The 21,409-nt window shown below is 44.6% G+C and carries 27 protein-coding genes; 11 read left to right on the top strand and 16 right to left on the bottom strand.

The window, feature by feature from the left end; all coding sequences use genetic code 11:
* Positions 1-32 precede the first annotated feature (32 nt).
* The 5 genes from ICN40_RS01900 to mltG are packed head-to-tail and all read right to left on the bottom strand — an operon-like array spanning position 33 to position 4,406.
* Entirely contained in the window at positions 33-740 is a 708-nt protein-coding gene (locus tag ICN40_RS01900; protein ID WP_216241720.1) for an ankyrin repeat domain-containing protein, read from the bottom strand.
* Positions 737-1,528 (bottom strand): TatD family hydrolase, encoded by a 792-nt coding sequence (locus ICN40_RS01905; RefSeq protein ID WP_216241722.1) that lies wholly within the window; start codon positions 1,526-1,528, stop codon positions 737-739. Before ICN40_RS01905 ends, ICN40_RS01900 begins: the two co-directional genes overlap by 4 nt.
* A 31-nt stretch (positions 1,529-1,559) precedes the next feature.
* Positions 1,560-2,681, bottom strand: coding sequence for a DNA polymerase III subunit delta' (locus ICN40_RS01910; protein ID WP_216241725.1), 1,122 nt, complete (start codon positions 2,679-2,681; stop codon positions 1,560-1,562).
* A complete protein-coding gene (tmk, locus tag ICN40_RS01915) occupies positions 2,682-3,320 on the bottom strand; it encodes a dTMP kinase (RefSeq protein ID WP_216241728.1) in 639 nt (212 codons plus the stop codon).
* A 12-nt stretch (positions 3,321-3,332) separates the two neighbouring features.
* Complete coding sequence (gene mltG, locus ICN40_RS01920; RefSeq protein WP_216241730.1) at positions 3,333-4,406, bottom strand: endolytic transglycosylase MltG; 1,074 nt, start codon at positions 4,404-4,406, stop codon at positions 3,333-3,335.
* Positions 4,407-4,426: 20 nt separating this feature from the next.
* Between mltG and ICN40_RS01925 the strand changes: the two genes are divergently transcribed.
* Together ICN40_RS01925 and ICN40_RS01930 are read left to right on the top strand one after the other, a co-directional pair.
* Positions 4,427-5,434: a folate-binding protein YgfZ gene (locus ICN40_RS01925; protein WP_216241732.1), complete on the top strand. Its 1,008-nt coding sequence runs from the start codon at positions 4,427-4,429 to the stop codon at positions 5,432-5,434.
* Between the two features lie 8 nt (positions 5,435-5,442).
* The gene (locus ICN40_RS01930; protein WP_216241735.1) at positions 5,443-6,300 is read left to right on the top strand and encodes an NRDE family protein; all 858 of its coding nucleotides are present in this window, start codon (positions 5,443-5,445) and stop codon (positions 6,298-6,300) included.
* 2 nt (positions 6,301-6,302) lie between these two features.
* Here ICN40_RS01930 and ICN40_RS01935 read toward each other — a convergent pair whose 3' ends face one another.
* Positions 6,303-6,785, bottom strand: coding sequence for a PaaI family thioesterase (locus ICN40_RS01935; RefSeq protein ID WP_216241738.1), 483 nt, complete (start codon positions 6,783-6,785; stop codon positions 6,303-6,305).
* Between the two features lie 54 nt (positions 6,786-6,839).
* On the opposite strand from ICN40_RS01935, the gene ICN40_RS01940 reads away from it, so the two are divergent.
* The 5 genes from ICN40_RS01940 to ICN40_RS01960 are packed head-to-tail and all read left to right on the top strand — an operon-like array spanning position 6,840 to position 10,450.
* Positions 6,840-8,306 carry a YdiU family protein gene (locus tag ICN40_RS01940; protein ID WP_216241740.1) on the top strand — a complete coding sequence of 489 codons (1,467 nt, stop codon included), beginning with the start codon at positions 6,840-6,842 and terminating at the stop codon, positions 8,304-8,306.
* Between the two features lie 35 nt (positions 8,307-8,341).
* A complete protein-coding gene (gene msrB, locus ICN40_RS01945) occupies positions 8,342-8,755 on the top strand; it encodes a peptide-methionine (R)-S-oxide reductase MsrB (protein ID WP_216241741.1) in 414 nt (137 codons plus the stop codon).
* Positions 8,756-8,778: 23 nt separating this feature from the next.
* The gene (locus ICN40_RS01950; protein WP_216241743.1) at positions 8,779-9,327 is read left to right on the top strand and encodes a septation protein A; all 549 of its coding nucleotides are present in this window, start codon (positions 8,779-8,781) and stop codon (positions 9,325-9,327) included.
* On the top strand, positions 9,324-9,608 hold the full coding sequence (locus ICN40_RS01955) for a BolA family transcriptional regulator (protein WP_215356804.1): 285 nt from the start codon (positions 9,324-9,326) through the stop codon (positions 9,606-9,608). Before ICN40_RS01950 ends, ICN40_RS01955 begins: the two co-directional genes overlap by 4 nt.
* Positions 9,609-9,655: 47 nt before the next feature.
* Positions 9,656-10,450 (top strand): peptidylprolyl isomerase, encoded by a 795-nt coding sequence (locus tag ICN40_RS01960; protein ID WP_216241744.1) that lies wholly within the window; start codon positions 9,656-9,658, stop codon positions 10,448-10,450.
* Positions 10,451-10,464: 14 nt separating this feature from the next.
* On the opposite strand, the gene ICN40_RS01965 is transcribed toward ICN40_RS01960, so the two are convergent.
* The 4 genes from ICN40_RS01965 to ICN40_RS01980 form a co-directional block, all read right to left on the bottom strand.
* Positions 10,465-11,622 (bottom strand): MFS transporter, encoded by a 1,158-nt coding sequence (locus tag ICN40_RS01965; protein ID WP_216241746.1) that lies wholly within the window; start codon positions 11,620-11,622, stop codon positions 10,465-10,467.
* An 11-nt stretch (positions 11,623-11,633) separates the two neighbouring features.
* Positions 11,634-12,746, bottom strand: a complete 1,113-nt coding sequence (gene aroC / locus ICN40_RS01970; RefSeq protein ID WP_216241748.1) for a chorismate synthase — start codon at positions 12,744-12,746, stop codon at positions 11,634-11,636.
* A gap of 43 nt (positions 12,747-12,789) precedes the next feature.
* The gene (locus ICN40_RS01975; RefSeq protein WP_072582442.1) at positions 12,790-13,245 is read right to left on the bottom strand and encodes a CBS domain-containing protein; all 456 of its coding nucleotides are present in this window, start codon (positions 13,243-13,245) and stop codon (positions 12,790-12,792) included.
* 78 nt (positions 13,246-13,323) lie between these two features.
* Positions 13,324-14,172: a YhjD/YihY/BrkB family envelope integrity protein gene (locus ICN40_RS01980; RefSeq protein WP_216241750.1), complete on the bottom strand. Its 849-nt coding sequence runs from the start codon at positions 14,170-14,172 to the stop codon at positions 13,324-13,326.
* Positions 14,173-14,194: 22 nt separating this feature from the next.
* Here ICN40_RS01980 and wrbA point away from each other — a divergent pair, with 22 nt between their 5' ends.
* The 4 genes from wrbA (at position 14,195) to ICN40_RS02000 (ending at position 16,897) form a co-directional block, all read left to right on the top strand.
* Positions 14,195-14,803: an NAD(P)H:quinone oxidoreductase gene (wrbA, locus tag ICN40_RS01985; protein WP_216241752.1), complete on the top strand. Its 609-nt coding sequence runs from the start codon at positions 14,195-14,197 to the stop codon at positions 14,801-14,803.
* A gap of 17 nt (positions 14,804-14,820) precedes the next feature.
* The gene (locus ICN40_RS01990) at positions 14,821-15,204 is read left to right on the top strand and encodes a DUF2069 domain-containing protein (protein ID WP_216241755.1); all 384 of its coding nucleotides are present in this window, start codon (positions 14,821-14,823) and stop codon (positions 15,202-15,204) included.
* A 2-nt stretch (positions 15,205-15,206) separates the two neighbouring features.
* Positions 15,207-16,622 carry an FAD-binding oxidoreductase gene (locus ICN40_RS01995; RefSeq protein WP_216241756.1) on the top strand — a complete coding sequence of 472 codons (1,416 nt, stop codon included), beginning with the start codon at positions 15,207-15,209 and terminating at the stop codon, positions 16,620-16,622.
* An 89-nt stretch (positions 16,623-16,711) separates the two neighbouring features.
* A complete protein-coding gene (locus ICN40_RS02000; protein ID WP_072582447.1) occupies positions 16,712-16,897 on the top strand; it encodes a hypothetical protein in 186 nt (61 codons plus the stop codon).
* 66 nt (positions 16,898-16,963) lie between these two features.
* On the opposite strand, the gene ICN40_RS02005 is transcribed toward ICN40_RS02000, so the two are convergent.
* From ICN40_RS02005 to ICN40_RS02030, 6 genes are all read right to left on the bottom strand, one after another.
* Positions 16,964-17,857: an alpha/beta fold hydrolase gene (locus ICN40_RS02005; RefSeq protein ID WP_216241758.1), complete on the bottom strand. Its 894-nt coding sequence runs from the start codon at positions 17,855-17,857 to the stop codon at positions 16,964-16,966.
* Between the two features lie 50 nt (positions 17,858-17,907).
* Positions 17,908-18,171, bottom strand: a complete 264-nt coding sequence (locus tag ICN40_RS02010) for an EF-hand domain-containing protein (RefSeq protein WP_255561090.1) — start codon at positions 18,169-18,171, stop codon at positions 17,908-17,910.
* Between the two features lie 9 nt (positions 18,172-18,180).
* On the bottom strand, positions 18,181-18,864 hold the full coding sequence (locus tag ICN40_RS02015; protein ID WP_216241760.1) for a DUF3313 domain-containing protein: 684 nt from the start codon (positions 18,862-18,864) through the stop codon (positions 18,181-18,183).
* 72 nt (positions 18,865-18,936) lie between these two features.
* Complete coding sequence (locus ICN40_RS02020; RefSeq protein ID WP_216241763.1) at positions 18,937-19,329, bottom strand: hypothetical protein; 393 nt, start codon at positions 19,327-19,329, stop codon at positions 18,937-18,939.
* A 321-nt stretch (positions 19,330-19,650) separates the two neighbouring features.
* The gene (locus ICN40_RS02025) at positions 19,651-20,457 is read right to left on the bottom strand and encodes a hypothetical protein (RefSeq protein ID WP_216241764.1); all 807 of its coding nucleotides are present in this window, start codon (positions 20,455-20,457) and stop codon (positions 19,651-19,653) included.
* 609 nt (positions 20,458-21,066) lie between these two features.
* On the bottom strand, positions 21,067-21,225 hold the full coding sequence (locus ICN40_RS02030) for a hypothetical protein (RefSeq protein ID WP_216241766.1): 159 nt from the start codon (positions 21,223-21,225) through the stop codon (positions 21,067-21,069).
* Between the last annotated feature and the right edge of the window lie 184 nt (positions 21,226-21,409).

Here is a 21,409-nt window from a genome sequence, read left to right on the forward strand (position 1 = left end):
GACATAATAATGATTATACGCAGATTGGGATATCAGGATTTGGGTTGGGCAAGGACCTTTGGAGCAACATAAGGCTGCTTATAAAGCTTCTGCCAGCGTGAAATCAAGCCCTCAGTAATCCATGGTTTCTCATAAATCAGTGCGATATCAATGGCCGTAAATCCTTGCGAGTTACGCACCTGTAGATCGGCCCCTTTATCTAGCAATAACTTAACCAATGCTTCATTGCCAGACTGAACAGCCATCATTAGCGGCGTAGTATTGCCAGGGCTAGGAGCATCAACAAATGCTCCGTTGGCGAGCAAATACTGGGCAACCTCTAGATGACCCCTTGAACAGGCGTAATGTAAAGGAGTCCAGCCTATGTGATTAAGTTGAGCCTTTTGTACCTGTATGAGACTCTTTACAAGAGGTAAATTGCCTTCAATGGATGCAATCATGAGTGGTGTTTCACCAAATTTATTGGAAATATCCACATCAGTAGCCTTATTGGCCACTAGAAACGTGATGACATCCTCAGACTTGTCCTTTATTGCTAGATTCAGCATTAATTCGCCCTTGGAGTCGATTGAATTCGGGCTAACACCTTTAGATACTAGAGATCTTATGGTGGAAACATCGTTGAATTTTGCTGCTTTAGCGAAATCATCAAGTTCGGCATCTGATTGGGCCAAGGCATTGTTATTTAAATTAACTGAAACGATAAAAATACAGACAATTTTATTAATTTTATTTCTCATGAAAATTTCCTATCTATTTGAAAACATTCATAAAAATTACTTGAGGTTTGTTTGGCTAGATCTTCAATAAGTACACCTTTAAGATCGGCAATATATTCACCGACCTTAGATACCCATGCAGGCTCATTTGTCTTACCGCGATATGGGATGGGTGCTAAATAAGGTGAATCCGTCTCAATGAGCATTCTATCTAAGGGAACCTGTTTACAGGTTTCTTGGAGTTCTTTAGCGCTTTTGAAGGTCACAATGCCCGAAAAAGAGATGAAAAATCCCATTTCCATAGCTGCTTTTGCAACATCGTAGGATTCAGTAAAGCAATGCATCACCCCGCCAATTTGTTGGGCACCCTCCTCTTTGAGGATTTTGATAGTGTCCTCAGAGGCGGCCCTTGTGTGGATGATGAGAGGCTTCTTAGATGCGATGGAAGCTCTAATATGGGTTCTAAACCGGGCTCGTTGCCACTCCATGGACTCATAACTACGATCTCCCATACGGTAGTAATCAAGTCCTGTTTCGCCAATTGCAACGATTTTAGGGTGCTTTAAAGCCGTCCCAACCAGAAAATCAAAGGTAGGTTCAGGAGTGTCTTCGTAATCAGGGTGAACGCCAACAGAAGCAAAGAGGTTGGGATGATCTTGCGCCAATTTGAGTACGTTAGGAAAGTCCGGCAAATCAACCGATACACACAAAGCGTGACTCACTTTGGCCGACTGCATATTGCTCAATACTTCCGGTAAACGGGATTGAAATTCCGGGAAATCGAGGTGGCAATGGGAGTCTATGAACATGACTCGTTATTTTAGACTGCCTGGGTTGATTCTATGAGCCAAAAATCTGCTGGTATTGGGAAAGTAATGCTTCTAATTGGATGCGGTTGGCTAGAGGATGATTCTCATGACGACGAGCCTGTACCAGAGACTTCCATAGCTGGAGCATTTTTTGAACGTTCACTCCTTTTGAAAGGCCCTGAAGCGTAGATACGTGCTTTGGGTAATACCGTGGCGCACCGCCTTGGGCAACTGACTGCAAATCTGAAACCCAGCGTTGCATGCTTGCCAAAAGAAAGCCATATTGAGCCTTGTATGTCTTCTCGGCTGTATCTAACCAATTTATTCTCGCACCCTGAGCCATCGATTGCAATAAGTAGCGTGATGCCTGAATTGATATCGTGAGCTCATCCTTCTCATCTTTATTATGTCTTGCGATCAAAGAGCTCAACACTGAGAATGGCGCCCCACCCTGCTCATCGTAAATGGTCTCGACATCCCCATCATTCACTTTTAGGCCGTCAATATTATTCAACTGGGATTTTAGCCAAGCCAATCCTTGCACGCGATCAGGGCGTGGCGCAGTCAGAAGTCGGCAGCGCGATCTAATCGTAGGTAAGACGCAATCAACACGATCGGCTAACAATATAAAGATAGTGTTGGCTGGAGGCTCTTCAAGAGATTTTAATAAGGTGTTAGCGGAGTCCGTGCGCAACATTTCTAAGGGGTAAATCAATATCACACGATTACCACCACGATGTGAGCCAATCGAAAGATTTTCTATGGCATGACGGGTTTCTTCAATAGAGATATTTTTCTTCTCCTTTTTTTCGCTTGAATCACCGTCATCATCACGTGCCGCTTTACCTCTTTTAGGTGTGTCGTCACCCTCATAATCAGCGTGAGGTAGGAGTTTTCGATGCGTTTCAGGAACTAAAGCAATAAAGTCCGGATGGTTGCCCGTATCAAACCAGTGGCAGGCTTCGCATTGATTGCAGGGTTTTATTGCTGCATTTAAATTCTCGCAAAGAAGTGCCTTTGCAAGCTCAACAGAAAATGCAAACTTACCGATACCAGACTGGCCATGCAGCAAAATCGCATTGGGAAAGTTGGCAAAATCCAAGCTTTCCCATAATAGCTTAAGCCAAGGCGCCATAAAATTATCTTGCTTCACTTAAATCGCAATCTGAATAAGCTTCAGACCGTCCCAAATGGCTTCAGGGGTTTTCGTTGCATCGACTAGATGAAAGCGCGATGAATCATCCTTGGCTCTTCTCAAGTATTCCTGACGAACTCTTTCGAAAAAATCTAGATCCATCTTTTCGAATTTATCTGGGGCACGAACCTTGGAGCGACGGGCCTCTGCAACCTCTCCAGGTAAGTCAAACAGGATTGTTAAGTTGGGTTGCAAAAGTGAACCATCGGGGCGACCCTGAACCCAACGCTCTAATTCATTTAACTTTGACAAGCTCAAGCCGCGGCCACCACCTTGGTAGGCGAAGCTAGCATCCGTAAAGCGATCGGAAATAACAATCTTTCCTGCTGACAGCGCTGGCTCAATAACCTGTGCAATATGTTCACGACGTGCAGCAAACATTAATAATGCCTCAGTCTCCAAATTCATGGGGGCATCTAAAAGTAGATTGCGCAATTGCTCACCCAAACTAGTTCCACCAGGCTCACGTGTCATCACCACCTCTTTGTTTGGGTAGCGTTCTTGCATCAAATTTCTAAAGGCGTCGACGTGCGTACTCTTTCCTGCGCCATCGATGCCTTCGAAACTAATGAAATATCCGTTTTGTGCTGATGTCATAGTCAAATGAATTTAGTTGGCGCCCTTCCCAGGCGCAATTTTGCGTTGATACCGGTCTACTGCTGACTCATGCTCTTTTAAGCTTTGAGAAAAGTGACTACTGCCATCGCCCTTTGCCACGAAAAATAAGGCCTCACTTTTAGCAGGATGCGCAGCTGCCAAAATAGACTCTTTACTAGGCATTGCGATGGGGCTAGGAGGTAAACCTTTATGCATATAGGTATTGTAGGCAGTGTCTTTGCGTAAATCCGCTTTCCGCAAATTTCCATCAAATTTAGGGCCTATTCCGTAGATAACCGCGGGATCCGTTTGGAGAGGCATTCCTTTATTGAGACGATTTATAAATACAGCCGAAATCTTATCCCGATCGCTGGAGCGGCCAGTTTCTTTTTCGATGATAGAAGACAGAATTAAGAGTTCATAGGGTGTTTTTAAGGGATGCCCAGGCTCCTTTTGCTCCCAAGCCTGGTTTAGCTGCTTTTGCATGGCTTGTGCGGCTCTGCGATAAATATTTAAATCCGGTTCATCTGGGTCAAATATATAGGTATCAGGAAGAAAAAGTCCTTCGTCGCTGGGATAGCTAAGATTGAGGGATTGCAACAAGTCCTTATTGCTCATTCCCTTAGTTTGGTGAATTAGAGCTGCGTGCATATCGATGATGCTCCGCAGTTGCCAAATAGTCATACCCGGAATAATCGCAATACTTTCCCTCACCCGGTCACCGCGTGCTATTTGCAGCAACACTTTACCGAGACTTCCTCCCACTGGGAGCATATAAGTGCCTGGCTTTAGTTTTGATCCTACAAAAAGACTTCTAGCTCCTACCTGGATAGTGAATTTATTGATCGATAAGCCTTGTTCACCCAACTGATCGGCAATGCTAGAAAGGCTGGAATTCGGATTAATCTTCACTTTATAAACAGGTACGCTATCGACATTGGGGGTGTTGGGCACCACTGGCAGTAAAAAAATACCGCCATAAATGAGACCTAGGAAGATTGACAGAAGGGCAAACCAATACTTGAGACCTCGATCTTTTGACTTTTTCTTAATAAATAGAGATCTGCTCTGAATTTTTCTGCTCATCAGGCTATGATAAAAGGGTCATGATAAATACCCCCAAAATTGAGCAAAACTGGCTAAATAACCCCACTTCCCTGCCCTGCAATTTGCAGCAGTGGGGGTTCATCCTGGTTGAGGGCTCAGATGCTGCAAGTTTTTTACAAAATCAATTAACAAATTCAGTGTTGGGGCTTAGCCGCACCCTTCCCGGTCAAATGGCCCAAAATTTTTCGGGTGTCCGCCTAGTAGGCTATTGCAGTCCTAAAGGAAGGTTGCTTGCAAGTGCATGGCTTGGATTATTTCCATCTGGCGAGAATGCCGAAGATCGGTTTGCTTTATTTATTTCAAAAGATATTGCCGCAAGTACAGCAAAACGTTTATCCATGTTTGTACTGCGCTCAAAGGTCAAGGTTACCGATGTATCCGAGGATTGGATTATTTCTGGGCTGCATGGTTCCGAGGAGCAGATTGTCGAATTTAAGCTTGATCCTAGCGCTATAGCTTTACGCATGCCCGATGTTTTGGCAAACAATCAATCTGTTGCACGTCTTTTGTTAGCAATGCCCATTGATAAGCAATCAAGTGCACGCGACTCTAATGAAATGCTTGAAGCATGGAATGAGCTTGAGGTCTTAAGTGCTATCCCTAGAATTGTTCAAGCAACACAGGAGCAATTTGTTCCCCAAATGATTAATTTTGAATCTGTGGCCGGCGTTGATTTTAAAAAAGGGTGTTATCCAGGCCAAGAAATCGTTGCTCGTAGCCAATATCGTGGCGCCATCAAGCGTCGACTGCAAATTGCCCATATAGATAGAAGTAGTTCAGATGAAAAATTGGCCGTGCCGGGCGCTGAACTTTTCCACTCCAATGATCCCTCCCAGCCAGCAGGAATGGTTGTTTTATCTGCACATTCTCCAGAGGATCGGGAGCGCATTGACCTTCAGATCGAGTGCAAGCTAGAGGCGCTTGAAAATGGGGAAATTCATCTTGGTAGCGCTGAAGGACCTGTGTTAAAAATAGATGTATTGCCCTACCCTTTGCGCGAAATTTAATAACCCTTATGTGCCTTATTCTCTTCGCTTGGAATTCTCACCCAGAATATTCGCTGGTCGTAGCAGCGAACCGTGATGAGTTTTATGAGCGCAATACCGACGGCGTTTCATGGTGGTCTGAACATCCTCATGTTTTAGCAGGCAGAGACCGCGCTGATGTATTGGGTAGTCCTGGCACCTGGCTTGGGTTTACCAAGACCGGAAAATTTGCAGCCTTAACGAATGTTCGAGCGCCTAGCGAAAAAAATCCCGATTCTAGAACGCGTGGTGAACTATCTTTGATGTACCTCACCGGCAATGAGCGCCCCTCTGAATTTATCCAAGGCAATGCAAAACGTTTTCAGCAATACAACGGTTTTAATCTTTTGATGGCGGATTTAAGTGATCCAGCCAATGCCGAAATGCATTGGGTAAGCAACCGCATGATGATGGGGCAAAGTATTCGTCCACGCAAAGTTTTTCCACAGCAGACGTTAGAGCCAGGGGTTTATGGTTTGTCCAATGCCATGCTTGATACCCCGTGGCCAAAAGTAAATCATCGTGTAGCCGCATTTGCTCAGGCTTTGGCTATGGATCAAGGGCAACTTAAAAATGCAGATCCGTATTTAAAGCTATTAGCGGACACCCATCACGCCAGTGATAACGAGCTTCCTAACACGGGGGTTAGTCGTGAATGGGAGAAGGCACTTTCCCCTGCATTTATTAAAACCCCCGCTTATGGAACGCGCTCAAGTACAGTTTTACGGGTGCGGAAAGACGGTCAGTTTGAGATGGTGGAGCGTCGCTTTGATGCTTCAGGAACTGTAGGCCATGACGTTGTTACAGGTGCCCTTAGCTCTGCATCAGATTCAAATTTATCCGTCTAGCATTACTCAAAGCGACCATCATCGTTTATAACTCGATCACCATCCGCATTACGAGCTACTAAGCGCTTCAGATACTTAAAGGTGCCGGTAGACATGCAGCAAATTTCACCTTGATCGTTATAAAGCTTGGCTTCACAAAAAGCCATTGTTGCAGTTCTGCGAACCGTATCAGCCTTCACTCTCAGCACACCGGTTGCAGCTTGCATGAAATTATTTTTCATCTCAATTGTCACCACACTGCGATCACCGGGATCGCCGGAACGTGCTGCAACAGCCATAGCCACATCCATCAGCGTTAACAAAACACCTCCATGTGCAACTTCCCAGGTGTTGTTATGCTCAGGTTTGAGGGCCAGCAAAATCTCCCCTTTGCCCATTTCAGCGCTTAAACAACGAACACCCAAAAGCTTTAAAAAAGGCACATTCAATTCCTCGCCTAAATTAGCTAATTGGGTTTGTGGATTCATTTGGACTTGTTTGTTCATAGATTAATTTTAGAGCCATGCACGTGATTTAGTAAATCCACCTAGAATACCTCTATGGTCTTTACTTTAGGCGGCGATGATGCCTGCCAAGCAACCCTCCCCACCCCGATACCCAATCCCTACTGGGTCGCATTTTCACCCACATCCGCCAAATTGGTGGGTATCGACCTGGACGAAAATAATCTGCCCGTAGATAAAACATGGCTAGAGGTATTGTCTGGGAACGGCTTAAATACAACCAATCATCAATTTCCAAATCCTATAGCAACAGTCTATAGTGGACATCAATTTGGGGTGTGGGCTGGTCAACTGGGTGATGGACGCGCAATATTGTTAGGCGATATTGCTGAGCAAGAATTACAGCTCAAAGGAGCTGGGATAACGCGATTCTCCCGCATGGGTGATGGTCGCGCTGTATTGCGCTCATCTATTAGGGAATTCTTATGCAGCGAGTCAATGCATGCTTTGGGAATTCCAACTACAAGAGCGCTATCAATTGTTGGCTCAGACATGCCTGTCAGAAGGGAAACTTTAGAGACTGCAGCCGTTTGTGCTCGCTTAGCACCAAGCTTTATTCGAGTTGGTCACTTTGAGCATTACGCTTCGCTACAAAACCATGCAAGGTTAAAAGAGCTCGCAGATTACCTCATAGAAATACATTACCCAGAATCCCTACAGGCTAACGAGCCCTATTTAGATCTATTCAAAAGAATTAGTGCGCGCAATGCCAAATTAGTCGCTCAATGGCAGGCTGTGGGCTTTTGTCATGGGGTTCTCAATAGCGACAATATCAGCGTACTTGGATTGACTATTGACTATGGCCCTTTTGGATTTTTAGACCAGTTTCAGATCGATCATATTTGCAACCATAGCGATCAAGGTGGTCGTTATGCCTACCATCGTCAACCACAAATCATGCATTGGAATATGGCTTGCTTGGCCAGCGCTATGATTCCATTGCTCGAGCTCCGCCATAGCGAAAAAGAAGCGCAAGAGCAATTACGTGCTGCCCTTGAAGAGTTTCCGGTTATTTATGCGAAAAATTGGCAAGCATTGTTTCGTAATAAATTAGGATTGAGTACGGAGCAAGATGGGGACGTTGCCCTGATTGAACGGTTATTGCAGGCAATGCATGATTCGAAGGTGGATTTCACGAACTTCTTTCGCAACCTTGGAAAGCTCAACTCAGATCTGTCTATTTCGCAGATTTCCTTAAGAGATGATTTTATTAACCGTGATGCAATTGATCTTTGGTTTGTTGATTATTTAGCTCGCTTACAGAGTGAATCTAGCAATGATTCAGAGCGACACCTAGCAATGAATCGGGTAAATCCAAAATATATTCTACGAAATCATCTCGCCCAGTTTGCCATTGAGCAGGCGCAGAAAAAAGACTTTTCTGAGATATCAAAGCTTCTTAAGGTTTTAAGCAGTCCCTTTGATGAGCAGCCAGATTTTGCTTCTTACTCACTAGCTCCACCACCTGATATGGATATGGTTGAAGTAAGCTGCTCCTCATAGGCGTTTTATAAGAAAATCATATTATTGGAGTCAACATGAAAAAAACAGATCAAGAATATAAGCAGTCATTAAGTGATATAGAGTATCGAGTCACTCGAGAAGCAGCAACCGAGCGACCTTTTACCGGCAAGTACTGCGATCATTGGGACAAGGGTCGCTATCACTGTGTTTGCTGCAATACGCCACTCTTTCTATCAGAGACCAAGTTCGATGCTGGTTGCGGATGGCCAAGCTATAACGCCCCAGAAGTTGCATCCTCCATTAAGGAAATTCGAGATACTACTCATGGCATGATTCGCACCGAAGTCCGTTGCGCAAATTGCGATGCCCATTTAGGTCATGTATTTGAGGATGGCCCTATGCCAACCGGTTTGCGCTACTGTATTAACTCGGCTTCCTTGAGTTTTGAGCCAAGTACCAACGCCATACCCGCAAAAAATGAAGAATAAATAAATAGCTGGATAATCACTTTATGAAATTTTTATTCGACTTATTCCCCATTATTCTCTTCTTTGTCGCGTTTAAGCTGGGTGACATATACACAGCAACCATCGTAGCCATGGTGGCCACTATCGGACAGATTCTTTGGGTCTATTACCGCCATCGCAAGATCGATGCCATGCAATGGATAAGTCTTGTCATGATTGTTGTGTTTGGGAGCCTCACAATCTTCTTGCATAACAAAACATTTATTCAATTAAAGCCGACAGCTCTTTACTGGCTCTTCTCAGGCGCTCTATTTATCAGCGCTCAGTTTTTTCAAAAGAACTGGATACAGGTGTTAATGGGAAAACAGGTCACGCTCAAAGCTGAATCCGCTCATTCGGTTTGGCATAGTCTGAATATTGCTTGGGCCCTTTTCTTTTTCTTCATGGGCGCACTTAATCTGTATGTTGCTTTTGAGTATTCAGAAGAAACCTGGGTTAACTTTAAGTTGTTTGGAAGTACTGGCCTCCTATTGGTTTTTGTCATTCTTCAAGGAGTTTGGCTCTCCAGGCACATGGAGCATCCAAGCGAATGAGCATCAATCAACAACGGATTGCCGCTTTCGATGAAGATCTTCGCAAAGCTTTTCAGGTACAAGCCTTAAAGATTGAAGATGAAAGTCATCTTCATGCTGGCCATGCAGGCGCGGCTAGTGGCGGCGGCCACTTTCGACTTGAAATCATCGCCCCAGAGTTTAAGGGTTTGAACCTAGTGGCACGTCATAGAGCTGTTTATGCTGCCTTGAATCGCCATATTCCCAAGGAAATTCATGCTTTAACCATTGCCGCCCTAGCCCCAGACGAAGTTGCTGTCTAGGGCTACTTTAGAATGGCGCTATTCCCTTTAATTTAATTATCAAAACCATGGTCAATAAACGTCAAATACTCTCAATAAGCCTTCTTGGAGCCGCTCTTTTATCTGCAAATGCAATCGCACAAAATGCCGTCATCGTGAATGGCAAAGCGATTCCTAAAGCGCAATTAGATAAGCTAGTTCAACGTTCAGGACAGCCCGATAACCCGCAGGTACGCGATCAAGCTCGTGAGATGTTGGTAACCCGTGAATTGGTATTGCAGGAGGCTGACAAGCGCGGCGTCATTCATAATGAAATGGTGCGTGAGCAATTAGAGCAAGCACGCATGGGAGTTTTAGTTGGCGCTGTATTTGAGGATTATGTTGAAAAAGAAGGTGTTGCAGAAGCGGACCTGAAAGCCGCTTATGAATCTGCAAAGGCGCAATACAGTGGCAAGGAATATCACGTAGAACATATCTTGGTAGAAAAAGAAGCGGATGCCAAGGCAATTACTGCGCAGCTTAAGGCAGGCGCTAATTTCGAAGAAATCGCTAAGGCAAAGTCGCTCGATACTGGCTCTGCTAAAAATGGCGGCGATCTAGGCTGGGTTAGCGATAAAGCATTAGTGCCAGAGTTTTCTAAAGCAATGGTTCAACTCAAAAATGGGCAAATTACTGACAAGCCTGTGAAATCACAGTTTGGTTGGCACGTCATTAAGGTGATTGACTCTCGTGATATTCAAGCCCCAAGCTTTGAAGAAATGAAGGCTCAGTTGAAGCAGATGATCATCTCTGATAAGAATTGGCAAAAGGCGAAGTTCTCAGAAATGATGCAAAAACTACGCGCTAAGGCAAAGATTCAATAAAAAGCTAAGTAGTTCTATCTGGCGGGATAACGTCGCGGTCTGAGTTTTTGGATCGCCATACCCGCCAGTCCGCATGCAAACGCGGACATTACAAATACATCTCTTGGTTGAGATGCTTCCCATATCCAGCCAGCACATAACCCTCCGAGCGTTCCGCCAAGGCCGTATGAGATGGTGGCCATCAAAGCTTGACCTCTAGCCTGTACCGGGCCTGTGAACCAGCGTTGCAAAAGTTTTGTAGCGGCACTATGGTGCGCAGCAAATGTGCCTGCATGCATTAATTGCGCCACTATCAACACAGAGGTTATTGGTAAGAAAGCTATTAAGGCAAATCTGACGACCCCAATTCCAAAAGCGGCCTGCAATATCACCTCGGCGTCTAACCTGCTCAATACTTTACTTTGAAAGTAAAAGAAAATGACTTCGGCAAAAACACCTAGAGCCCAAAACAGACCAATCTGAAATTTGTTGTAGCCAAGGTTAGAGAGATAAAGAGAGTAAAAAACATATAAAGCGGCGTGGGCAAAGATCATAAAAAATCCAGACACTAAAAACCACCGAACATCTGGATTAAAAAGTACAACTAATAACTCCCCTTTAACCATTTTGCGACGCTCCATCTTGGGCTCGTGTAAACAAAAAGTAATAAGAGCTAAGGCTAGTAAAACAACGGTACCGACAATGGGATAAAGCCAAATACTCTTGCGCTGGAATAGCTCTCCTGCGGCAAGAACCATGGCAATAAAGCCGATAGATCCCCACAGACGCAAGCGTCCGTAACGCTTATCGAAGGAATTATCTTTATATAGAGCATGAATAGTGGCTGACTCACCAAGTGGCATCAAACTACTCAAAATGGTGTGCAACACAAACATCCAAATAAAAAACCCGATGTAGCTATGCAAGAAATAAATGCATAAGAAAACAACCGCCGCAAGACATGCGCAGAATCGAATAATGCTAATCCGATTAGAAAGGTAGTCTGATAACCAACCCCAAGAGAATGGGCCAACAATGCGGGTGATCTGCAACATAGACATCAATGCTGCAATTTCTATCACGCTAAAGCCCCGATCTAAAAAGAACAGGCTGGCATATGGAGAAACCAGTCCAACATATGCAAAATATAAAAAGAAAAAGGACCCGAAGGCCCAGCGTAGCGAAGGCGTCATCTATGAGCCCATTAATCGCGGAATGCGCCTGGTTGAGAGGCTGGAATAGACGCGGCATCCGGAACATCAGCGCATTGGGCGCGATGGCGTAGAGCGTGATCCATTAAAACAAGCGCCAACATTGCTTCAGCAATTGGTGTTGCACGAATGCCAACGCAAGGATCATGTCTACCTTTGGTTTGGACTGTTATGGGCTTTCCATCTAAATCAATGGATTGCTTCGGGCTCATGATGCTAGAGGTTGGTTTGATCGCAATGGAAATACGGAGATCTTGGCCACTACTAATGCCGCCCAGGGTACCGCCAGAATTATTCGTTGCAAAGCCATCGGGATGAAGCTCATCTCCATGCTCACTGCCACGTTGAGACACTGATTTGAAGCCAGCACCAATCTCAACACCTTTCACTGCATTGATACCCATCATGGCATGCGCAATATCGGCATCCAATTTATCGAACAAAGGCTCACCCAGGCCCGCAGGCACATTACGAGCTCGTACCTCGATACGTGCGCCACAAGAGTCCCCTGCTTTACGCAAGTCATCCATATAGCCTTCAAGCTGAGGGATGATTTCTGCATTTGCGGCAAAAAATGGATTCTGATCAATCTGAGTGATATCTTTAAATGGAATTTCAAGTTCACCTAATTGACTCATATAGCCATAAAACTCAGTACCATATTTCTCATGCAACCATTTTTTGGCAATCGCAGCTGCAGCAACAGCCGGCGCTGTTAAGCGAGCCGATGAGCGACCGCCACCACGTGGGTCACGAATACCATATTTATTTTGATACGCATAATCTGCGTGACCAGGTCTAAAGGTCTGCAAGATGTCACCATAATCCTGACTGCGTTGATCTGTATTGCGGATTAATAGCGCAATAGGCGTACCTGTTGTCTTGCCTTCAAACACACCAGAAAGGATCTCAACTTTGTCCTCTTCTTTGCGCTGCGTCACGTGACGGGATGTGCCTGGTTTGCGACGATCTAAATCTAGCTGAATATCAGCTTCGGAAAGATTCATGCCTGGTGGGCAACCATCAACCACCGCCCCGATTGCGGGACCGTGGGATTCACCAAAAGTGGTAACGGTAAAAAGGAGGCCTAAAGTATTTCCTGACATATCGACATTATGTCATTTGTCGGAAAATGATGGCTAGAACGACTTAGGAAGCTGCTTTTTCAGTATCTTCTGGCCAATCGCGAATATAGGCCTTAAGCATCGTATTTTCAAAGTCCTGGGCTTCCACTACCGATTTTGCTACGTCGTAGAAAGAGATAACGCCCATCAACATCTTTTGATCGACTACTGGCAAATAGCGCGCATGGTCTACCAGCATCATGCGCCGAACCTCATCAATCTCGGTTTCCATATTGCAGGTCAAAGGTGTTTGATTCATCACAGTATTCACTTGAAGACCTTCAAGCTTGCCGTGATGCTTGGCTAAAGCGGCGATGACTTCACGGAAGGTCAGAATACCAACTAGCTTGTCATACTCCATGACCACTAATGAACCAATGTCGTGTTCACTCATTACTAGCACTGCAGTTTGCAGCGCTGTATCGGGGGCTACTGTAAAAAGGGTGCTTCCCTTGACGCGTAATATGTCACGAACTTTCATTTGGTCTCCGAAAACAATGTATTTATAGATCCAATATAGACTCAAGACCTCTGCGAATCAAGAGCTTAGGCGATACTTTTAGTAACGAATAACCCTAATGACACCGCTTCGTATATCCGGCAAATTGGCCACCAGTACAGCGCCAGTTAAGGTAATCCACCAGGTCATATAGATCCACGTTAAACCCAGGGGCAAGATCGCAAAAGCGCCATATACGGTCTTATAAAAGGCTGTATTTCCTAAAAAAATTGCAAAACCAAACTTCATTAGCTCAAAGGCAAGTGCTGCTACAAAAGCTCCTGCAAAGGCGTCTCGCCACAATATCTTGGCGTAAGGAAGAATTTTGTAGACCACTGCATAGACCAGAATCGCCAAAAAGATTGGGGCAATGGCAGCCACTAATTGAAAACCAAAAGATACCGCGCTGATCCAGCCTTCTGAAGCACTAAATAAAACACCACTCAAGTAAATGCCAACGCCAAGCAGGATTGGACCCAGGATAGTAGCTGCACTATAGATCACAATTTTTTTATACAAAGGGCGTCTTGCAGTGACCTTGAATATTTGGTTAAAGGCACCCTCAATCACCGCTAAAGTCATGATTGTCGTGATGATCAGTCCGGCCAAGCCCACATAGGTTAAGCCTTTTGCTTGGGATGAGAATTGCTCTAAATAAATAAATGCCTGCTGATTAATGCCGCCTGGCATATAGGTATCCAAAAGCCAGGATCTAAAGGTATTTTTAACTTGGATGACGCTTGGGAGGTGACCAATCAACATGGTGGCGATTGTCACCATCGGTACCATGGATAAAGTTGTTGTAAATGCTAGGCTGGCTGCAATTTGCTTCAAATTTTGACCGCGATTACGCTCCCAGATCTCTTTAGCCAGAGAGAGCCATAATTGGGGGTTACGAATAAGGCGCATCGCCGTATCATAAGAGATCAATATGAGCCAACACGATATTTTAGTTTTGTACTACTCCCGTTATGGTGCAACCAAGGATCTGGCGCGCCTGATTGCCGAGGGTATCGAGAGCGTACCAGGGGCAAATGCCCGCTTGAGAACCGTGCCCCCCATATCTGCGGTTTGTGAAGCTACTGAGGCAGCCGTTCCCCAGGATGGAGCGCCTTACGCTGAATATTCAGACCTAAAGGAGTGCATTGGTCTTGCTTTAGGGTCTCCGACTCGTTTTGGCAATATGGCAGCGCCGATGAAATACTTTTGGGACGGTAGTTCTTCCGAGTGGTTGAATGGCGCTTTAATTGGTAAGCCCGCCTGCGTCTTTACGAGTACCGGTAGCATGCATGGCGGTCAAGAAAGCACCCTGCTAACCATGATGATTCCACTGTTGCATCACGGCATGATGCTGATGGGCATTCCTTACAGCGAGCCTGACCTAATGTCTTCCAATACAGGCGGTAGTCCTTATGGAGCGACTCATCTCGCTCACGCCGATGGACGTGCACCTATTAGCCCTGAAGAGCAACGCCTGGCAAAGGCGCAAGGCAAACGCCTAGCTGAAACTGCCTTAATGCTTTTTCAAAATAAAAGGTAATTTATTCAGCCGTCATCATGATAAAAAAGATTCTCAACAAAAATCCATACCAACTTATAGCAACAGCCGCTTTTATTGATTTATTTATCTTGTGTGTCTGTTGGGAGTGGTTCATCTCCCCTCTCCGACCTAATGGGTCTTGGTTAATCCTAAAAGGCGTACCTTTGCTATTCGCTATTCCTGGGATATGGAAAGGTAAGGTTTACACAATGCAGTGGGCCTCAATGTTGATACTGCTATATATAACTGAAGGCTTGGTTCGCATTCTTGAAACAGGGACCAACTTTTGGCTTGCGTTGCTAGAAACTATTCTCTCAACAATCGGCTTTGTTTGTTTACTTATGTATTTAAAGCCCATCAAAAAAGAAGCCAAGGCTCTGAAGAAGGCGGCAGCGGAGTAAGAATGCAAAACTTCATCAATCAGCTATTCACAGTCCTTGAGACAAAATATATTCTGACTCAAGATGAGGATAAAGCACCCTACTTAACTGATTGGCGTAAACGCTTTACGGGAAAAGCGCTTGCAGTTCTTTTACCTGGTAATGCTGCTGAAGTAGCGAATATCGTCAAGCTCTGCGCCGCAAGCCAGGTTGCTATAGTCCCTCAAGGCGGTCATACCGGCTTTTGTGGCGGCGCTACACCCGATAACAGCGGTAAGCAAGTCATCCTCAATCTCAAGCGCATGAATCAGATTCGTGAAATCGATAGTGCCAATCAAACTATCACACTCGAGGCGGGATGTATTTTGCAAGCCGTGCAAGAAAAAGCTGCTGTACAGGGATTTTTATTCCCCTTAAGTCTGGGTGCTGAGGGTAGTTGCATGATCGGCGGCAACTTAGCAACCAATGCAGGCGGAACTAATGTGCTTCGCTACGGCAATGCACGTGATCTATGTCTAGGTCTTGAGGTTGTTACGGCCAACGGTGATATTTGGAATGGCATTAAAGGTTTGCGCAAGGACAATACGGGTTACGATTTGCGTGACTTGTTTGTTGGATCTGAAGGTACTTTGGGAATCATTACCGCTGCAGTCATGAAGTTATACCCGCTACCGATCTCTCAATGGACCACCCTTGTCGCATGTGAAACCATCGCCTCTTCAATTGCACTTTTAAATCTTTTTCAGAAACGGGCAACCTCATTGCTCACCGGTTTTGAAATGATGACGCAGGAGTCTTTGGAGTTAAATGAGAAGCACTTTCCTCAAATGGCAAATCCACTGCAAGGTAAGCCACCATTTACCGTGCTGATTGAATTATCAGATCATGAGAGCGAGGACCATGTCAGACAACTTCTTGAAACCATTTTGGAGGAAGCCTTCGAATCTGGCCTTATCAGCGACGCCGTTATTGCTAGTAACTTAAGTCAAGCCAATGCTTTTTGGCATATGCGGGAACACATCACGCTAGCGCAAGCCGAAGAAGGTGCAAACCTCAAACATGACATCACCATTCCCCTTTCATCGCTTGATTGCTTTATCAAAGAAACCGATGCCTTGATGAGGACAAAGTTTCCGGGTGTCAGAATCATCAATTTTGGCCATTTAGGGGATGGAAACCTGCACTACAACATTGCCCCACCCTTGGGCACAGACCCCAAGACTTTCAACGAAATCAATGAAAAACCGATTCATGAGCTCGTATATGCCCAGGTCGAGCGCTGTAATGGCTCCATTTCTGCAGAACACGGTGTAGGACAGCTTAAATTGGATGGCTTAAGGGCTCATAAGGGTGAAGTGGCCCACGAGCTCATGAAGACCCTCAAAAGAGCTTTAGATCCCCAAAATATCTTTAATCCCCATAAAGTTGTCTCTATTTAAGAAAAACAGCTGTTTTTTGATAAATATTTTGTAATTCGTGTCATCTCGACCGCTTTTCTATGCGTTGTATAGCCATGGAGGTGACAAATATGTCAACAAGACTCAAACGTTGGGCCCGTGCAATTCAAGAGATCGACTTGTCCACAAGGACGCCTGAAGTAGCTATAGGCTACCTGGACAGTAAATACCGCGATATTGCTTGGCGTTATATCCGTATTCTTGGCTTCGAACGCACTATTAGCTTTATGGCAAGCAATAACTTTCACCCTGAGTGATTGTTAAAAACCCTAAATATATGATTTATTTAGGGTTTTTTGTTTTAAAGCTTACTTATTGAGCTTTTAGCCAAAGAATTCCCTGGCCTCTGCCAGCAAAACGTCAGGAATCTCTTCTGGTATGTAGTGACCACTGGGAACAGCCTTTCCAGCAACATCCTTGGCCACAACCCTCCAGTCCTCTATGGGTTTAAAGCACTGGTTTACTAAACCATGTTCACCCCACAACACCCTCAGTGGCATCTTCAGCATCTTGCCTGCAGCACGATCCGAGCGATCGTGGATGAGGTCAATCGAAGCAGCAGCGCGGTAATCTTCACACATCGCGTGCATGCTTTCTGGACGACTAGCCCCAGCAAAATATTCCGCCCATCGATCTGGGGAAAATATCCCTGTGCCCGCATGGCGACCCATATGGTTTTTTAACCAAAACTCAGGATTAGCGCCAATTAAGGTTTCTGGAACTGGCTCTGGCTGTATTAGGAAGAACCAATGCCAATATCCCTTAGCAAATTCCATAGTGGTCTTCTCATACATGGTTAATGTTGGAGAGATGTCCAGAACCATTAAACGCAAAACACTCTCAGGAAAGTCCATTGCCAGGCGATGAGAAACCCTTCCGCCTCTGTCGTGCCCAAGCAAGAAGAATTGGTTAAAACCTAAACTTTTCATCAATGCATGTTGATCTGCGGCCATAGATCTTTTTGAATACGTTATGTGATCACTTCTGCCATGAGGCTTTGATGACGCTCCGTAACCCCTTAAATCTGCAGCAACTACCGTAAAGCTTTTGGCTAACTCCGGCGCCACTTGGCTCCAGATTGCCTTTGTTTGTGGGAAGCCATGAAGCAACAACAATGGAGGACCGCTGCCACCGATGAGATATGAGATCTCAATAGAGCCATCTTCAGAGTCAGCGTGAAATGTTTTAGCTTCAAAACCAGGAAAAGATACAGACATTATTCACCTAATAAAAAAGAGCCTCCTAAGAGGCTCTTATATTTTAAATATTAACGATTAGCCTTAGACTGAATTTCAGCGACGGTCACATAGCCCTTATTAGTAGAGTCGATGTAACTAAAGTGGCCATAAATACGAGGCATGCAACCATTAGCCTCTTCTCGAGTTAACTTGCCATCATGATTGACATCGCATTTAGCAAATCGCTCGGCAATTTCTTTATCGCGAGAAGCATCATCAGCCAGGGCTAATAATGGGATTGCCACCAGAGATGACAAGGTAATGACGATTATTTTTTTAATGGGTGATTTCATAATGGAAGCTTATTGACCAGTTGGCACTGGGTTGGCGGATGTTTCTAATGCAGAGCGGACCACTTTCTTTGCCATTGCGACAAATGAATCTGCAGAGCCAGCGTTAGTTCTAAAGGATTCACCTTGAATGGTAATCAAACCTTCACCTAATAATTGGTTTGATTGACTATCCGTAATTTTGCTCTCAACTAAGAGCGCTGGTGTTTTAGAATTAACACCGCCAGCATAAGCAGCAGCATTCATTGCTAAACCAATTGGAGTGAAATTCCATGGTTGCAAGCTATCGGCTGAACTTTCGGCACCAGTGATGCCAACAGAGATGCGTGCAACACCAGGTCCTGGTCTATTCACTATCCTGATAGTGCCGCGAGAATTAACAGCCTCAACCATAGATGCTTGGAGTGCAGCTTTTGCCTTATTAATGTCATCCATGCTGGCTGACTTGGTGGCATTTTGATTCAGGTAAATCGGGTCCAAGATGACCGCAGTATATGAACCAGGGTTCACACCTGAAATACGATATCTCCAAATACGAGTATCTTTATCGGAACTAGCCATTGGGACCAGAAGATTGTAATCAGGCAAGAATCCAGATCTAGGCATTGGCTGCGTAGCCAATTTAGGTGCATTGCTACATGCAGCCAAAGTCATTGCTGTAGCAAATGATGCTAACAGTACTTTCATTTTATTCATGGCGATTCCGAGTGGTGGGTTAAGTTACTTTGTAAGACTTCTATTTATAAAGATTATCATGTCTAGATCAATTTAGTGCGGGGCTGGGCATGGCAAGGTGCCACCTGTCTTTTTATGAATCTGGGGTTTGCATTCAACTTGGGCAGGAGTCGTCTGCGGTAGTCCAGATGGTGCAGACGTTTGAACATTATTTAATGGTGCTTGCACTGTAGTTGCTGCCGTTGGCGACGAAGCGATTGGATTGCTCACTTCCGGAGCTGGCTTTGCTGGAGCTAAACCGACCTCTCTATAAAACGCCTTATCCGATCCAGGGCAAGGCATTAATGCACCCGACTTGGCATTCACTATATCTTTGCATTGGGGGTTGGCCTCAAAGCGTGCCCCTAATTCAGCTGTTGAACAAGCTGCTAGAAAAAAAGTGGTGCTTGCGAGCAACAAGAAGTTTGTAATTAATTTGATATGCATTGAAACATTCTAAGACAAGATGCGCTCAAAATATCTACACCATACTGTTTAATAGCACTCAAAAGGAAAGCGATTAAAAACTGTAGATCAGGAGCAAGAATTGGTTTGCTAGTTCAGATGATTATGATTCATCAATTAAGTGCGTAGGCAGAAATCAATAGATCAGTATATTAATTAATAAAGCCTCATGAGCCAATTCAGGTATTTCTTGCCAACGAAATACCTGAAGAAAGTAAATATGAGCATAGAAACAATTTTGGGCTTACTCAGAGGGGCTACGTATCAATGTTTTTTATTCTCGGATAAAACCCGTGGAGTAAATTAGAAATTGATGGTAGCCGACAACTGGGGACCCGCATTAGTGAAATTGGTATTGCTATTCGAGGATTTCATATGAAAGCCCATTGCTCTGTAAGTCAAACTAATATCCCCCCAGCTAAAGGCATCCCCTACGCCAATCGACGACTGCCAAGTACCATTATTGGAGCCAGGGCCCTTACCTGCATCAAGATAGAATGGTACAAACCAAGAGCTATCCACAATTCTAGCGCGACCTTTTAAACCAATCACGGGATCAGTTGTTTGATTGGAATGAGACGCATAGTTGGTAGATGTTGCGGCCCTGTTTCCTAAGCCATCTAAGACAAAGTTAGAGGTTACGGTGGTGGTATTGGAGGCATATCTTGCTCCTAGTAATCCATCTAAGTAGATAGTCGGTGTATCGTATACCGTATAAGTCCCTGCGAGGGTAAGCATGGTTTGAGTTAACTGACCGTTATAGCCTCCATACAAACTGATTCCGTCATGGCCAGGTAGGTAGCGAGTTGCGCCGCCGCTACCGGATAGTTGCCAGTAAACCAAATCCCCCATTACACCCCAGTTACCTTTATGCGCCTCTAAGGTAAACATGGCTGCAGCACCAGTATTGCTGAGATTTTGATTTATTGAGGTGTCAGAGGTAGCCGTGTGCTTGCCAACACTGGTCGTTGTCCAAGAGGCAGGTGCCCACCCAGAAATAGTTCCTGAAAAACGCCAATCATCACTTACTGTTGGCATGGGATTTACTGTTTGAGCTTGGGCGTTCAGCGCCAAAAGCAAAAGCGATATGAAGAAGGCTAAAAATTTCATGACAATCCTATGGTGACTAAGTTTTATTTAAATTCAATAGATTATTAACCAATTTAATGGATTACCAAACCATTTTTGCGCAGATACACTTCACTTTTGAATTAATCGATTCTTTTTTGGGGAAGAATACCTAGAGCGAAACTCTAAATAAGCTCTTAGTTTAATGTTAATTTGGAATTTGGCCTGCCCAGCACGATTCGAACGTGCGACCTACGCCTTAGAAGCTTTAAAAATGAGCTAAATCAATAGCAGAAACAATGAGTTAAGCCTTACTAGATCAGGCGTGGCATACGCACCGAGATCATTGGAATCATGTGGAATTAAATAGTTTTGATATGGCATCTACAGAAGTGAAGTCAGTTAAACCGACGCTGGATGGTGTCGTGTTACGTGACAGTCAGTTACTCTGCATCACCCGACCCACCAGTTATACGAAGGATCACAGCAATGTGGTTCCTTTTCTTTTGGGTAGATGGAATTTATTAGCAACTGTATAAACTCAATAGAAGATCTATCGGGCCGTGATGGGTCAGGATGGTGGGCGCTGGCTGACCGTGAGCGTCCTAGATATTCCATTAATTTGAATTTAAGTAATTGCGATCAATCGCGTTAAATCGGCTGAATTTCAGAAATCTCAATTGCAAATGGCTCGGAAAAGACTTCTTGATAAACCTCCAAAAACTCTGGTGTTGATCTGAATTCGCGGAATATTGGCCAGTCCTCGTAATCTCTTTTCTTGACTGACCCATTCGAACCAATATTGCGCATTAAGGAAGCGCTAGATAACCAATCTCCTTTTAATACTGCATTCCCAAGCTGAAACGAATCAATGAGTGCAGACCAATCATATTGGCTTAATATTTCATTGCACTTATTAGAGTCTCCAGCCCATTTGTAAGCTTGTGCCCGATTTAAAACTAAAGCAATTCTGTATCATTCAGAATGAAAATTC

The sequence above is a fragment of the Polynucleobacter sp. Fuers-14 genome, from assembly GCF_018882045.1.
In the GTDB taxonomy this organism is placed as follows: domain Bacteria; phylum Pseudomonadota; class Gammaproteobacteria; order Burkholderiales; family Burkholderiaceae; genus Polynucleobacter.

Coding starts and splice junctions, on each gene's coding strand:
- ICN40_RS01900 (WP_216241720.1), bottom strand. CDS start 740: ATGAGAAATAAAATTAATAAAATTGTCTGTATTTTTATCGTTTCAGTT.
- ICN40_RS01905 (WP_216241722.1), bottom strand. CDS start 1,528: ATGTTCATAGACTCCCATTGCCACCTCGATTTCCCGGAATTTCAATCC.
- tmk (WP_216241728.1), bottom strand. CDS start 3,320: ATGACATCAGCACAAAACGGATATTTCATTAGTTTCGAAGGCATCGAT.
- mltG (WP_216241730.1), bottom strand. CDS start 4,406: ATGAGCAGAAAAATTCAGAGCAGATCTCTATTTATTAAGAAAAAGTCA.
- ICN40_RS01925 (WP_216241732.1), top strand. CDS start 4,427: ATGATAAATACCCCCAAAATTGAGCAAAACTGGCTAAATAACCCCACT.
- ICN40_RS01930 (WP_216241735.1), top strand. CDS start 5,443: ATGTGCCTTATTCTCTTCGCTTGGAATTCTCACCCAGAATATTCGCTG.
- ICN40_RS01935 (WP_216241738.1), bottom strand. CDS start 6,785: ATGAACAAACAAGTCCAAATGAATCCACAAACCCAATTAGCTAATTTA.
- ICN40_RS01940 (WP_216241740.1), top strand. CDS start 6,840: ATGGTCTTTACTTTAGGCGGCGATGATGCCTGCCAAGCAACCCTCCCC.
- msrB (WP_216241741.1), top strand. CDS start 8,342: ATGAAAAAAACAGATCAAGAATATAAGCAGTCATTAAGTGATATAGAG.
- ICN40_RS01950 (WP_216241743.1), top strand. CDS start 8,779: ATGAAATTTTTATTCGACTTATTCCCCATTATTCTCTTCTTTGTCGCG.
- ICN40_RS01955 (WP_215356804.1), top strand. CDS start 9,324: ATGAGCATCAATCAACAACGGATTGCCGCTTTCGATGAAGATCTTCGC.
- ICN40_RS01960 (WP_216241744.1), top strand. CDS start 9,656: ATGGTCAATAAACGTCAAATACTCTCAATAAGCCTTCTTGGAGCCGCT.
- ICN40_RS01965 (WP_216241746.1), bottom strand. CDS start 11,622: ATGACGCCTTCGCTACGCTGGGCCTTCGGGTCCTTTTTCTTTTTATAT.
- aroC (WP_216241748.1), bottom strand. CDS start 12,746: ATGTCAGGAAATACTTTAGGCCTCCTTTTTACCGTTACCACTTTTGGT.
- ICN40_RS01975 (WP_072582442.1), bottom strand. CDS start 13,245: ATGAAAGTTCGTGACATATTACGCGTCAAGGGAAGCACCCTTTTTACA.
- ICN40_RS01980 (WP_216241750.1), bottom strand. CDS start 14,172: ATGCGCCTTATTCGTAACCCCCAATTATGGCTCTCTCTGGCTAAAGAG.
- wrbA (WP_216241752.1), top strand. CDS start 14,195: ATGAGCCAACACGATATTTTAGTTTTGTACTACTCCCGTTATGGTGCA.
- ICN40_RS01990 (WP_216241755.1), top strand. CDS start 14,821: ATGATAAAAAAGATTCTCAACAAAAATCCATACCAACTTATAGCAACA.
- ICN40_RS01995 (WP_216241756.1), top strand. CDS start 15,207: ATGCAAAACTTCATCAATCAGCTATTCACAGTCCTTGAGACAAAATAT.
- ICN40_RS02000 (WP_072582447.1), top strand. CDS start 16,712: ATGTCAACAAGACTCAAACGTTGGGCCCGTGCAATTCAAGAGATCGAC.
- ICN40_RS02005 (WP_216241758.1), bottom strand. CDS start 17,857: ATGTCTGTATCTTTTCCTGGTTTTGAAGCTAAAACATTTCACGCTGAC.
- ICN40_RS02010 (WP_255561090.1), bottom strand. CDS start 18,171: ATGAAATCACCCATTAAAAAAATAATCGTCATTACCTTGTCATCTCTG.
- ICN40_RS02015 (WP_216241760.1), bottom strand. CDS start 18,864: ATGAATAAAATGAAAGTACTGTTAGCATCATTTGCTACAGCAATGACT.
- ICN40_RS02020 (WP_216241763.1), bottom strand. CDS start 19,329: ATGCATATCAAATTAATTACAAACTTCTTGTTGCTCGCAAGCACCACT.
- ICN40_RS02025 (WP_216241764.1), bottom strand. CDS start 20,457: ATGAAATTTTTAGCCTTCTTCATATCGCTTTTGCTTTTGGCGCTGAAC.
- ICN40_RS02030 (WP_216241766.1), bottom strand. CDS start 21,225: ATGCGCAATATTGGTTCGAATGGGTCAGTCAAGAAAAGAGATTACGAG.